The sequence below is a fragment of the Williamsia sp. MIQD14 genome, from assembly GCF_051025635.1.
Taxonomy (GTDB): Bacteria; Actinomycetota; Actinomycetes; order Mycobacteriales; family Mycobacteriaceae; genus Williamsia_A.
In genome coordinates this window covers 415,482-428,242 of record NZ_JBPFDG010000005.1, presented here as the reverse complement: position 1 = coordinate 428,242, position 12,761 = coordinate 415,482, and the positions used below count along the sequence as shown (strand labels likewise).

At 69.8% G+C, this 12,761-nt stretch carries 13 protein-coding genes; 8 read left to right on the top strand and 5 right to left on the bottom strand.

Annotated elements, in window-relative coordinates:
- Positions 1–308: 308 nt before the first annotated feature.
- Entirely contained in the window at positions 309–608 is a 300-nt protein-coding gene (locus ACQ7HM_RS19460; protein ID WP_434217879.1) for a DUF4193 domain-containing protein, read from the top strand.
- Between the two features lie 138 nt (positions 609–746).
- On the opposite strand, the gene ACQ7HM_RS19455 is transcribed toward ACQ7HM_RS19460, so the two are convergent.
- Positions 747–1,262 carry a DUF3093 domain-containing protein gene (locus tag ACQ7HM_RS19455; protein WP_434217878.1) on the bottom strand — a complete coding sequence of 172 codons (516 nt, stop codon included), beginning with the start codon at positions 1,260–1,262 and terminating at the stop codon, positions 747–749.
- 22 nt (positions 1,263–1,284) lie between these two features.
- On the opposite strand from ACQ7HM_RS19455, the gene dut reads away from it, so the two are divergent.
- On the top strand, positions 1,285–1,770 hold the full coding sequence (gene dut, locus ACQ7HM_RS19450; RefSeq protein WP_434217877.1) for a dUTP diphosphatase: 486 nt from the start codon (positions 1,285–1,287) through the stop codon (positions 1,768–1,770).
- A gap of 5 nt (positions 1,771–1,775) precedes the next feature.
- A complete protein-coding gene (locus tag ACQ7HM_RS19445) occupies positions 1,776–2,645 on the top strand; it encodes a DUF3710 domain-containing protein (RefSeq protein WP_434217876.1) in 870 nt (289 codons plus the stop codon).
- Positions 2,646–2,682: 37 nt separating this feature from the next.
- On the opposite strand, the gene ACQ7HM_RS19440 is transcribed toward ACQ7HM_RS19445, so the two are convergent.
- On the bottom strand, positions 2,683–3,414 hold the full coding sequence (locus ACQ7HM_RS19440; RefSeq protein WP_434217875.1) for an alpha/beta fold hydrolase: 732 nt from the start codon (positions 3,412–3,414) through the stop codon (positions 2,683–2,685).
- A gap of 103 nt (positions 3,415–3,517) precedes the next feature.
- Here ACQ7HM_RS19440 and ACQ7HM_RS19435 point away from each other — a divergent pair, with 103 nt between their 5' ends.
- Both ACQ7HM_RS19435 and ACQ7HM_RS19430 read left to right on the top strand, forming a co-directional pair.
- The gene (locus ACQ7HM_RS19435; RefSeq protein WP_045822558.1) at positions 3,518–3,892 is read left to right on the top strand and encodes an OB-fold nucleic acid binding domain-containing protein; all 375 of its coding nucleotides are present in this window, start codon (positions 3,518–3,520) and stop codon (positions 3,890–3,892) included.
- Positions 3,882–4,592: a DUF3159 domain-containing protein gene (locus ACQ7HM_RS19430; RefSeq protein WP_434217874.1), complete on the top strand. Its 711-nt coding sequence runs from the start codon at positions 3,882–3,884 to the stop codon at positions 4,590–4,592. The genes ACQ7HM_RS19435 and ACQ7HM_RS19430 overlap by 11 nt, the downstream gene beginning before the upstream one ends.
- Here ACQ7HM_RS19430 and ACQ7HM_RS19425 read toward each other — a convergent pair.
- On the bottom strand, positions 4,582–5,241 hold the full coding sequence (locus ACQ7HM_RS19425; RefSeq protein ID WP_434217873.1) for a potassium channel family protein: 660 nt from the start codon (positions 5,239–5,241) through the stop codon (positions 4,582–4,584). The genes ACQ7HM_RS19430 and ACQ7HM_RS19425 overlap by 11 nt on opposite strands.
- Before the next feature lie 58 nt (positions 5,242–5,299).
- A complete protein-coding gene (locus tag ACQ7HM_RS19420) occupies positions 5,300–5,962 on the bottom strand; it encodes a potassium channel family protein (RefSeq protein ID WP_434217872.1) in 663 nt (220 codons plus the stop codon).
- A gap of 90 nt (positions 5,963–6,052) precedes the next feature.
- On the opposite strand from ACQ7HM_RS19420, the gene ACQ7HM_RS19415 reads away from it, so the two are divergent.
- The 3 genes from ACQ7HM_RS19415 to dxs are packed head-to-tail and all read left to right on the top strand — an operon-like array spanning position 6,053 to position 11,449.
- Positions 6,053–8,107, top strand: a complete 2,055-nt coding sequence (locus tag ACQ7HM_RS19415; protein WP_434217871.1) for an APC family permease — start codon at positions 6,053–6,055, stop codon at positions 8,105–8,107.
- Entirely contained in the window at positions 8,104–9,462 is a 1,359-nt protein-coding gene (locus ACQ7HM_RS19410) for a class I SAM-dependent RNA methyltransferase (RefSeq protein ID WP_434217870.1), read from the top strand. The genes ACQ7HM_RS19415 and ACQ7HM_RS19410 overlap by 4 nt, the downstream gene beginning before the upstream one ends.
- Positions 9,463–9,493: 31 nt before the next feature.
- On the top strand, positions 9,494–11,449 hold the full coding sequence (gene dxs, locus ACQ7HM_RS19405) for a 1-deoxy-D-xylulose-5-phosphate synthase (protein WP_434217869.1): 1,956 nt from the start codon (positions 9,494–9,496) through the stop codon (positions 11,447–11,449).
- A 3-nt stretch (positions 11,450–11,452) separates the two neighbouring features.
- Here dxs and ACQ7HM_RS19400 read toward each other — a convergent pair whose 3' ends face one another.
- Complete coding sequence (locus ACQ7HM_RS19400) at positions 11,453–12,760, bottom strand: HRDC domain-containing protein (protein ID WP_434217868.1); 1,308 nt, start codon at positions 12,758–12,760, stop codon at positions 11,453–11,455.
- Position 12,761: the final 1 nt, after the last annotated feature.

The following is a 12,761-nucleotide window of genomic DNA, read 5'->3' as shown; positions in this document are numbered from 1 at the left end:
AGGCGGAGGGCACCGTGCCGCGCCGGTGCGACATACGCAGTTGACCCGGTCCGGTGGGTGAGCTACGCTTCGGCCGCCTTAGCGTAACTGGTCTTGTGGTTCAGAAACTCGGCCCCTGTGGTCAAGCTCACTGCACAGCACTCCGGCGAGGGCAACAAAACCGACGGATGTGTCGTTACTACATGGCACACCCGTGAGGGACGGGACGACTCGAGGCAAACGGGTCGTCCACACACGGCGCCCGACGATCTCGCGAAACCAGCGGACCGCAGCAGCGCCGGCCAAAGGTATTGAGTGAAGGCGGAAACATGGCTACTGATTACGACGCCCCACGTCGAACCGAAACCGAAGACCTCAGCGAGGACTCGCTCGAGGAGCTCAAGGCTCGGCGCAGCGAGGCGCAGGCCGCCTCGGTCGACGTCGACGAGAGCGACACGGCCGAGTCCTTCGAACTGCCCGGTGCCGATCTGTCCGGAGAAGAACTCTCCGTGCGGGTCGTCCCGAAGCAGGCAGACGAGTTCACCTGTACGAGTTGCTTTCTCGTGTACCACCGCAGCCGACTGGCCCGTGAGAACGGAAACTCGTTGATCTGCGTGGACTGCGCCTGATCACGAAGGTCTTCTCGACAGGGGAGTGAACGAGGTCGCCGATGACGGCGACGAGAACCACGAGCGCCGATCCGCCGACGAGGTGGACCGGCGCTCGTCGTTCGTCGGGCGGAGGCGATGCTCGGGCGGCGCCGACGGTCAGGGCTTGTCGGTGGTCGACGCGTCGGACAGGCCGATGGCGGCGAGCAGCTCGGCCGGGTGCCGGGTGCTGACGAGCCAGTAGGGGGTCGGGTCGTCGGGGTCGTCGAGGACGAGCAGCACCATCGTCTTGACCCAGGCCCGATGCATCATGAACGCGGCCGGATCGAGCTGCCGACCGAGCGCGGCGCTCTTCGCCGTCGCCGGGATGGTCGCGCCGCGGGCGATCAGCGATACGGGCAGATGCGCCTTGTGGGCCCACAACTCGCCGTCGGCGGTCACCCGCACCGTGACGCGACCCATCGACCACAGCATCCACACCGCGAGCACCGCGACCACGAGGTAGGCGACGAAGCTCCACGACGCCTGCCGGGCGGCGAGCTGGATCTCGTACCCGAACACCCCGACCACGACCGCGGCCGCCGGCCACCACCACCACGGGACCCTCAGACGCTCGGTGAAACGGTCGGCGACAGGGGACAACCCGCGCTCGTCGGTCGATGAAAACGATGCCACCAGGCCAGCGTAGTCTTCGCCTGTGGCAGTCGATGCGCAGGTCGAGACGGTTGCATTCCGACGACTGGACCCCTCGGTACCCCCTCCGCGCCGCGCGCACGACTCCGACGCCGGGGTCGATCTGTGCAGCACCGTCGACACGGTCCTGGCCCCCGGGGCGCGGGAACTCGTGCCGACCGGGATCGCCGTGGCGCTGCCCGTCGGCACGGTCGGACTGATCCACCCCCGCTCGGGTCTCGCCCTGCGTGTCGGACTCTCCATCGTCAACACCCCCGGCACCGTCGACGCCGGCTACCGCGGCGAGATCAAGGTCTGTCTCATCAACCTCGACCCGGTCGAGCCCATCACCATCAGCCGCGGCGACCGCATCGCCCAGCTGCTGGTGCAACGGGTCGAGCTGCCCGAGTTCGTGGAGGTCGAGAGCCTCGACGAGACCAGTCGCGGGACCGGCGGTCACGGCTCGAGTGGTGGTCACGCGTCGCTCGTCGATCCGCGTCGGGAAGGATGACGGACATGACGGAGGAGATCGGTACCGGGCGGGGACCGTACGACATCGAGGATCTGGCCGACGACGTCGACCTGACCAACTCACATCTGGATCTGGGATCGGTGCTCGTACCGGTCGTCGAGGGCGGACAGGTCACCGTCGAGATGACCGCCGACCATCAGCCCCAGGCAGTGCATCTGGTGACCCCGCACGGCCGCATCAGCGTCGCGGCGTTCGCCGCCCCCCGCTCACCCGGTCTGTGGCGAGAGGTGGTGGGGGAGTTGGTCGACACCCTGCGGACCGACGGGGCCGAGGCGTCCACCGAGGACGGACACTGGGGCCGTGAGGTCGTGGCCGTCGTCCCCGGCGGTGTGCACCGCTTCATCGGCGCCGAGGGACCCCGATGGATGGTCCGCTGCGTCGCGAGCGGGCCGCCGGAATCGGCCGACGACCTCGCGCCGGTGGCACGGGCCGTTCTCAGCGAGTCGGTGGTGCGGCGCGGCTCCGACCCGCATCCTCCTCGTGATCCGCTGCCGGTGTCGCTGCCGCCCGTGCTCGCCGAGCAGGTCTTCGCCGCCCAGCAGCAGATGCAGGCCGACGGCGTGATGGACCAGTTCGCCGCCCCGCCCGAGGAACTCGCCGATCAGACCGCGCCCGCGCCGGTCGAGTCCGTGTCGTCCGACGAGGAGACCGGGGTCGCACCCGAGGGTGCGATCGCCCAGAGCGCGCGCGCCCACGTCGTCGGTGAGGACGATCCCGTGGGGACCGACGTCCACCCCGACATCGAGGCCACCGACACCACCGCCGAGGAGCCGTCGGAGGCGGAGGCCGATCGGTCTCGCCGGTCGTCGGGGTCGGCGCTGCAGCGTCTGCGTCGACGGCAGGGCAAGAAGTAGTCCGAGCGAACAGACGGGCGAACAGACGGCCCGGGGCTCAGGCCAGATCCGTCCAGGCCGCGGCGGCCGCCCGCCCGATCGTGCCCGCGTCCTCGCCCCAGTCGTCGAAGGTGATCGCGCTCATCGCCGACCGCGGGGCGAGATCGGCCCACCGTCGCGCGACGTCGTGCGGATGGATGGGGTCCTCGCGTACGCCCACCACCGCCAGCGGCACCCGCAGCGCCGACAGCATCGGTGCGGTCGGCGTGCGCATGGCCGCCGCCTCGGCGAGCTGGGAGCGCAGTGGTGCCCCGATCGACGTCCACGACCGCCCGAGCTCCGCGCCCAACCAGGCGGGTGTGTTCGCCCGCATCTCCGTGATCGCGCCGTCGGTCCCGAGGCGGTCGATGAGGTCGACGGTCGCCAGCGCACTGCGCGCCGCCGGCGACGGCGCGGACTCCTCGTCGTACAACCAGGGCGGCATGGCGGCGACGACCCCTGCACACGCGTCGGACCCGAGCGCCCACCCGACGCCCACGCAGGCCCCGATGGAGATCCCGGCGACCAGGACCGGACCGTTCGCGGCGGCGGTGTCCTCGAGTGCGCGGAGGTAGGCGGCGCCGACACCGTCGGGACCCGGGTCGACGGCGATCAGATGCAGGCCCAACTCGTCGGCGAGGGGCCCGAACGCGCGCCTCGCGTAGTCGGCGTCGGAACCCGTCCCCGGTAGCGCGACCAGCACCGATGGTGTTGTGAGACCACTGGTCTCGGAGGGTGTGACGGCGGCCATCCCATGATCCTGCCCCGTGGGTGGTGTGGTGATCGGGCGAGGTCTACCCTGGCGATCCAGGGGCGGTCTCCTCGCCCCACACGAGCAGTACGGAAAGGGTGCGATGACCGCAGGAGCCGGATACCTCAAGCGCCTCACCAGGCGTCTCACGGAGGATCTCGAGCAGGCTGACGCCGAGAAGATCTCGGAGCAGTCGCAGGCGACCGGTGCCCAGCGCGCATGCGACTGCTCGCGTGGTGAAGAAGTCAGCATGCTCGGTGAGCTGCGGTCGGTGCAGACCTGTTCCAAGGCGACCAAGACCGGCGTGGTCGCGGAGTTCTTCGACGGCACCGACGTGGTCGTCCTCAAGTGGATCGGCCGCAACCGGATCCCCGGGATCGAGCCGGGACGCAAGATCACCGTGCGCGGCCGCCTCGGCGAGAAGGACGGCGCCAAGGTGATCTACAACCCGTACTACGAGCTCCTCGGTGACGACTGATCCCTCGCGTGGCCTGTCCGACCCCGATCACGCACCCGACTCCCCGGATACCGGCACGACAGTCGAGGCCGCGGCACCCACCCTGCTCGAGCAGATGGGCGGCATACCCGGCCTGATCTTCTCGACAGTGCCGATCGTCGTGTTCGTGACGGCCAACGCCATCGGCGGTCTCACGCCCGGCATCATCGCCGCGGTCGCGGTGTCGGTCGCGATCTTCGCCTACCGGCTCATCCGTCGCGACCCGATCCAGCCCGCCGTCTCCGGACTGTTCGGCGTCGCCATCTGTGTGTTCATCGCCCACCGCACCGGCGACGCCAAGGGCTTCTTCCTCGTCGGCATCTGGACGACGCTGGTCTACGGGGGCGCGTTCCTGCTGTCGATCCTGGTCCGCTGGCCGTTGGTCGGCGTCATCTGGAACGTGGTCAACGGCAACGGGACCGCCTGGCGCAAGCACCGGCGGACCCTGCTCGCCTACGACCTCGCCACCGCGGTGTGGGCCGTGCTGTTCGGTGTGCGCTACCTCGTCCAGTCGTTCCTCTACGACTCCGACCAGACCGGTCTGCTCGCCGCGGCGCGTATCGGGATGGGCTGGCCGCTCACGATCGCGGCAGGCCTGGCGACGGTCCTGCTGGTCCGCTGGGCCGAGCGCGAGGAATCGACCGAGCCCGACGAGGTCGTCGACACCGCGCCTACAGACTGAGGATCGCCTCGCGCAGAGCCTCTTCCACCTCGGTCGGTGCGATGAAGACCAGTTCGTCGCCACCCTCGACCGGGTCGTCGGCCTGGGGCACGATGACCCGACCGCCACGCAGGATCGCCACCAGGGCCGCGTCGCGCGGCAACACCAGTTTGCGGACGGGCTTGCCCGCGAACGAGGTGTCCTGCGGCAGCGTGATCTCCACCAGGTTCGCCTGACCCTGTCGGAAGGTCATGAGTCGCACCAGATCACCGACCGAGACGGCCTCCTCGACCAGCGACGCGAGGATGCGCGGCGTGGACACCGCCACGTCGACACCCCAGCCCTCGTCGAAGAGCCACTCGTTGCGCGGATCGTTCACGCGGGCCACCACACGGGCCACGGCGAACTCGGTCTTGGCGAGCAGGCTCACCACGAGGTTGGCCTTGTCGTCGCCGGTGGCGGCGACCATCACGTCGTAGGTGTGCAGCTGCGCCTGCTCGAGGTTGTCGAGTTCGCAGGCGTCGCCATTGATCCACGTCGCCCCGGGCACCGACGCCTCGTCGATGTTGTCGAGACGCCGCTCGAGCAGCATCACCTCGTGCTTGTTGTGGAGCAGCTCGCGGGCGATCGACCGGCCGACCGCACCCGCCCCGGCAATGGCGACCTTCACCGCTGACCACCTCCGTCGTGGGAACCGACTGCGAACACGCCCCGGATCGCGGCCCCGGTCATCCTGCGTCCCGTTCGCCGGCAGCGACCTCGAAGGCGTTGTCGCGGTTGTCGCGCAGCACGGAGACGAACACGTTGTCGTCCTGCTGCAACACCGTGCGCGGCTCGGGCAGCAGTGCGTTGCCGAGGCGGTTGATGAACGCGATCCGTGCCCCGGTCTCCTCCTGGAACACCGCCGCGGTCTGCCCGATCCAGCTCTCGTGGAACGGGATCAGCGTCACCAGCACCGACCCCGAGGGATCCCGCCACGCGGTCGATGCACTGCCCTCACCGAGGGCGGCGACGAACCGCTGCGTGGTCCACGGCACCGTGGCGACGGTGGGGATGCCCAGGCGCTCGTAGACCGCAGCGCGCTTGGCGTCATAGATCCGCGCGACGACCTTCTCGACACCGAACGTCTCGCGCGCGACACGCGCGGCGATGATGTTCGAGTTGTCGCCGGAGGACACCGCGGCGAACGCGTCGGCGTCGGCGATGCCCGCGGTCCGCAACACGTCCCGGTCGAAGCCCACACCCTTGACGGTGGTGCCACCGAAACCGCTGCCCAGACGGCGGAACGCCGAGGAGTCGCGGTCGACGACCGCCACCTCGTGCCCCTTGCCCTCGAGGGCGAGGGCGAGGGACGAACCGACCCGGCCGCACCCCATGATCACTACCCGCACCAGCGTCCTCCTCGGTACAACCGGACCCGCGACGTCAAAACGCTACCGCCCCACGTCGCCGCGGTGACCACCACGTCCTATGGTTGCCCAGTGTCCACGGTGTCCAAGCTGTCCGTAGCGGCGAAACGGCTCGTCCTCGGACGTCCGTTCCGGAGCGACACCCTCGGCGCGACGTTGCTGCCGAAGCGGATCGCGTTGCCGGTCTTCGCCTCCGACGCGATGTCCTCGGTGGCGTACGCGCCGCAGGAGATCTTCCTGGTGCTGTCGGTGGCGGGACTGTCGGCCTACACCTACACCCCGTGGATCGGTGTCGCCGTCGCGGTGGTGATGGCCGTCGTGGTGGCGAGCTATCGGCAGAACGTGCACGCCTATCCCTCCGGTGGTGGCGACTACGAGGTGGCGACGGTCAACCTCGGCCCCAAGGCCGGTCTCACCGTCGGCAGCGCTTTGCTCGTCGACTACATCCTCACCGTCGCGGTCTCGATCTCCTCGGCGGCGGAGAACATCGGCTCGGCCATCCCGTTCGTCGAGCAGCACCGGGTGCTGTTCTGCGTGGTGGCCATCGTGTTGCTCACCAGCGTCAACCTGCGCGGCATCCGCGAGAGCGGCACCGCCTTCGCGATCCCCACCTACGCGTTCATCGCCGGCATGGTCATCATGCTCATCTGGGGTTTCGTGCAGATCTTCGTCCTCGGCGACGACATCAGCTCCGAGACCGCCGACTTCGGGGTGAAGGCCGAGAACGACCACCTCGTCGGTATCGCGTTCGTGTTCCTCATCGCCCGCGCCTTCTCCTCGGGGTGTGCCGCGCTGACCGGTGTCGAGGCCATCAGCAACGGTGTCCCCGCGTTCCAGAAGCCGAAGTCGCGCAACGCCGCCACCACGCTGTTCCTCCTCGGTGCGATCGCGGTCGTGCTGCTGCTCGGGATCATCCTGCTCGCGCAGAAGATCGGCGCGAAGTACGTGGAGAACCCCGCCGCCGACCTCACCGGTGCCCCCGAGGGCTACCAGCAGAAATCTCTGGTGGCCCAGCTCGCCCACGCGGTCTTCGCGAACTTCACCCCCGGCTTCTACTTCGTCACCATCGTGACCGCGTTGATCCTCGTGCTCGCCGCCAACACCGCGTTCAACGGTTTCCCCGTGCTGGGTTCGGTGCTCGCCCAGGACCGCTACCTGCCGCGCCAGCTGCACACCCGCGGTGACCGCCTCGCCTTCAGCAACGGCATCCTCTTCCTCGCGCTGTCGGCGATCGTGTTCGTCGTCGCGTTCGGCGCACAGGTCACCGCGCTCATCCAGCTCTACATCGTGGGTGTGTTCGTCTCGTTCACGCTGAGCCAGATCGGCATGGTGCGGCACTGGACCCGGCACCTGCGGACCGAGACCGATCCGGGTGCGCGGGGGCGGATGCAGCGGTCACGGATCATCAACTCCATCGGCCTGGCGATGACCGGCACCGTGCTCGTCATCGTGCTCATCACCAAGTTCCTCGCCGGCGCCTGGATCGCGATCGTGGCGATGGTCGCGATCTTCGGGTTGATGCAGCTCATCCACCGGCACTACGCGTCGGTGCAGACCGAGCTCGACAACAGCGAGTACGAGACCATCCTCCCCAGCCGCACCCACTCGGTGGTGCTGGTCTCCAAGCTGCACCTGCCCACCAAGCGGGCACTGGCGTTCGCCCGGGCCACCCGACCCGATGCACTCGAGGCGATCACGGTCAACGTCGACGACCGCGACACCCGGCGCCTCGTGGCCGAGTGGGAGAGCAGCGACATCACCATCCCGCTCAAGGTCATCGCATCGCCCTACCGCGAGATCACCCGTCCGGTCATCGATTACGTCCGTCGACTCCGTCGCGAATCACCCCGCGACGTCATCACCGTGTTCATCCCCGAATACGTCGTCGGTCACTGGTGGGAGCAGATCCTGCACAACCAGTCGGCGTTGCGACTCAAGGGACGGCTGTTGTTCGAGCCGGGTGTGATGGTGACATCGGTGCCGTGGCAGCTCAGTTCGTCGGATCGTCGCAAGAACAAGGACCGCGTCTACAACGCCCCGGGCGACCTCCGACGCGGCATGGTCGGTGCGGTCGAACCCCGCAGCACCCCACCCGGTGCCGGCGGTTCCGGCGGCGACACCCCGTGAGCGCACGGCCCGCCGAGTCCGGGGGCTGGGCGGGGTCGCGGCGCGAACTCGGCGACCTGCGTCCGGCGCACGGCGGAGCGATGGTCGGTCGCGACGAGGGCCGCGCGGTGTTCGTGCGCGGTGCCCTGCCCGGTGAACGCGTCCTGGTCGAGGTGACCGAGGACCGTCACCGCTCCTACTGCCACGCGACCGTCGTCGAGATCGTCGAACCCTCCGCACACCGGATCGATCCCGTATGCGCGGCGGCGGCCGCCGGCGCCGGGTGCTGCGACCTGTCGTTCGTCACCGACGATCACGCCCGCGACATCAAGGCGACGGTCGTCGGTGAGCAGCTCGAGCGTCTCGGCGGTTGGTCACCGGACGCTCTGTCGGCCGTCGGCGTCGACCGGGTCGAGGTCGTGTCCCTGGGGGCCCCGACGCAGTGGCGCACCCGGGTGCGGATGCCCGTCGACAGTGACGGTGTCGTCGGTGTCCACGCCCCGGCATCCGATGCGGTCGTGACCGGCGCACGATGCGCGCAGCCGGTGGCCGGACTCCTCGACGGACTCGACACCCACACGTGGACGCCGGGTGCCGAGGTGGTCGCCGTGGCCGCCGACGATGGTGTCGTGCATCTGACCGAACTCGTGATGAGCCCCACGACACCGACGCGCGGTCGGTCCGGACGCGGCCGTGACGACCGTCGGGGGCGGGCGCAGCGCGCTCGCGCCGGGCGACCGGTGTCCCGGGCGACCGTGGTGGCCGGATCCGACGTCGCAGTGCACCGCGTGGGTGCGCGCACGTGGCTGTTGCCGGTGACCGGTTTCTGGCAGGCCCACCGCGCCGCGCCGACCCGCTACGGCGAGCTGGTGGCGGCGATGGCCGCGCGCCATGCGCCGACCGCGACGACGGCCTGGGATCTCTACGGCGGTGTCGGGGTGTTCGCCGGCGCCCTGTGCGACGCCGTCGACACGCTGACGTCGGTGGTCGTCGTCGAGGCCGACGCGGCAGCGGCCGCTGCGGCGCGAGTCACCTATGCCGATGACGAACGGGTGGCGGTCTACCGCGGACCCGTCGACGCCGCGTTGGTGAACCTCCCCGCACCCGACGTCGTCGTCGCCGACCCGCCCCGCAGCGGCGCCGGCCGAGCGGTCGTGGAGGGGATCTGTGCCGCTGCACCCGCCCTGGTCGTCCACGTCGGCTGCGACGCCGCGACGTTCGCACGCGATCTGGGCACCTACCGCGAGCACGGCTACCGACCCGCCGAGATCGTCGGACTCGACGCCTTCCCGCTGACCCACCACGTCGAGGCGATCGCGGCCCTGGTGCCCGACCCCACACTCGACAGTGGCCGATCGGACGCCCCCCTTCCGTAGACTCGACGGGACAATGCTGGAAGGAGCGTCGATGGGTGTGCTCGAGAGGATCGGTTCGCCGCGGGATCTCGCCGGACTGACGGCGGTGGAGCTCGAGGAGCTCGCCGCCGAGATCCGTACCTTCCTGATCGACAAGGTGTCGGCCACCGGTGGACACCTCGGTCCCAACCTCGGCGTGGTCGAACTCACCCTGGCCATCCACCGCGTCTTCGACTCGCCGTCGGACGCGGTCATCTTCGACACCGGTCACCAGTCGTACGTCCACAAGATCGTCACCGGTCGCCGCGACGCCTTCGACACTCTCCGCCAGCGTGGCGGCCTCACCGGCTATCAGGAGCGTGCGGAGAGCGAACACGACTGGGTCGAGTCGTCGCACGCCTCGGCGGCACTGTCCTACGCCGATGGTCTGAGCAAGGCCTTCGAACTCGACGACCTCGACCGCCACGTCGTCGCGGTCGTCGGCGACGGTGCCCTCACCGGCGGAATGTGCTGGGAGGCGCTGAACAACATCACCGCCGGTGACCGACCGGTCGTCGTGGTCGTCAACGACAACGGGCGTTCCTACGCACCGACCATCGGCGGGTTCGCGAAGAACCTGGCCGCCCTGCGCCTGCAGCCCGGCTACGAGAAGGTGCTCGGCGAGGCCCGCAAGATGCTCACCGGCATGCCGATGGTCGGGTCGCTGGCCTACGCGATCCTGCACAGCATGAAGAGCGGCGTGAAGGACTTCCTCGCGCCGCAGGCCATGTTCACCGACCTCGGCATCAAGTACGTCGGCCCTGTCGACGGACACGACCGTGTGGCCATGGAGAGTGCACTGGCCCACGCGAAGGCGTTCGGGGGACCGGTCATCGTGCACGCGGTGACCCGTAAAGGTATGGGTTACGCCTACGCCGAGAACGACGAGGCCGACCAGATGCACGGCATCGGCATCATCGATCCGCTCACCGGTCGCGCGACGAGCGTGCCCCCGCAGGACTGGACCTCGGTGTTCTCCGCGGCGCTCGTGGAGGCGGGTTCGCGACGCGACGACATCGTCGCGATCACCGCGGCGATGGCCGGGCCCACCGGTCTCGCCCCGTTCGGGGCGCGGTTCCCCGACCGGCTCTTCGATGTGGGCATCGCCGAGCAGCACGCGCTGACCTCGGCGGCCGGACTCGCGTTGGGCGGCAAGCACCCCGTGGTCGCCATCTACTCCACGTTCCTCAACCGTGCGTTCGACCAGCTGCTGATGGACGTGGGGTTGCTGAAGCAGCCGGTCACGCTCGTCCTGGACCGGTCCGGCGTCACCGGTCCCGACGGCCCGAGCCACCACGGGATGTGGGATCTGTCGCTGATGGCACTGGTGCCCGGGCTGCGGGTCGCCGCGCCCCGTGACGCCGTCCGTCTCCGCGAGGAGCTCGGCGAGGCACTCGACACCGCCGACGGCCCGACCGCGCTGCGCTACTCCAAAGGCGCGGTGCCCGAGGACATCCGGTCGATCGAGCGGCTCGCCGACGGCACCGACGTCCTCTACCGCTCGTCGACGACCGGCCCCGCGGACGTCCTCGTCGTCGGCGTGGGCGCGTTCTGCGCGCTCGCCGTCGACACCGCAGGCCGTCTCGCGCAGCAGGGCATCGACGTCACCGTCGTCGACCCCCGGTGGGTGTTGCCGGTCAGCGACTCGATCGTCGACCTCGCGCGCGACCACCGCCTCGTGGTGACCCTGGAGGACAACGGCGTACACGGCGGAGTCGGGTCGGCGATCAGCGACCGGCTCCGCACCGCGGGCGTCGACGTACCCGTGCAACAGCGGGGCATCACGCAGGAGTTCCTGGCGCACAGCAGCCGCAACGAGATCCTCGGTGACCTCGGGCTCACCGCACAGGATCTCGCGCGCACGATCACCGCCACGGTGTCGACGATGCAGTCGATGACACCGATGGGCGACGACGTCACCGCCGGCAAGAATGTCCCGGTCGGCAAGGACATCTCGGTCGAGAAGTAGGGCTCAGCCCGCCGGTTCGGCGTCGACTGCAGCTGGCTCGGGTTCCGGCGGCGCCGTGAACGCCGTGAACAGCAGCGGTGTGCACAGTTCGCGCTGCCAGCGTCGTGCGCCACCGCGGGTGAGCCGTTCGGTGATCGCGTCGAGAGTCACCGGTTCACCGACACCGTCCCAGCAGATCTGGCGCATCAGATCCGGTTGCAGCAGGTTCTCCACGGGGGTGCCCACGCGCTCGGAGAGCTCCGCGAGTGCCGTTCGGGTCGCCGACAACCGTTGTGCCGCCTCGGGATTGCGGTTGGCCCAGCGGTTGACCGCCGGTAGCCCCACCCCGCCTGCGTTGCGCGGGGGGAGGTCTGCGTCGGCGAGCCCGCGGGCGCGGTCGATGGCGCCGAACCAACGGCGCGCGAGGCGGCGCTGACGGTGGCCACCGAAGACGGGGAGTCGGGTGAGGTCATCGGCGGTGGCGGGGGAGGCCTGCGCGGCGGCGACGATCGCCGAATCGGGGAGCACCCGCCCCGGCGCGATGTCGCGTTCGATCGCCAGTTCCTCCCGCGACGACCACAGTTCGCGCACGATGGCCAGCGCGCGCGTCGACTTCACGGTGTGCAGCGACGACGTACGGCGCCACCGGTCGACCCGGGGTGGCGGTTCGGGCTTGGTGCGGACGTACTCGAACTCCTCGGCGGCCCATTCGTCCTTGCCCGCGGCGACGAGGTCGGCGGCCACGGCGTCGCGGAGCTCCACCAGCACCTCGACGTCGAGGGCGGCGTAGTTCAACCACTCGTCGGGCAACGGTCGCCGGGACCAGTCGGCGGCACCGTGGCCCTTCACGAGTCCCAGGCCGAGATGGTGGGCCACCATGGCCGCGAGGTTGACCCGGGGCAGACCGAGCAGGCGCCCGCCGAGTTCGGTGTCGAACAGATCGGCGCACACGAACCCCAGTTCGCGCAGGCAGGGGAGATCCTGATCGGCGGCGTGCAGAACCCACTGTGGCCCGTCGAGGGCGGCGATGACACCGCCGAGCGCGTCGGGGTGGTCGATCGGGTCGATGAGGAACGATCCCGACCCTCGCCGGCGGATCTGCACGAGGTAGGCGCGACCGGAGTAGCGGAAGCCCGACGCGCGTTCGGTGTCGAGCGCGACGGGTCCCTCGCCCGCGGCGAGCAATGCCGCGGCCCCGTCGAACTCGGCCGGGGTGCGCAGCACGGGTGGCACGCCGTCGGCGGGTTGCGTGAGCGGTGTGATCTCCGGCTCGGCGGTGACCTCGGGTGAGTCGGCCGCCGGGGTCGACTCGGGCGGGGTGGGATCAGTCATC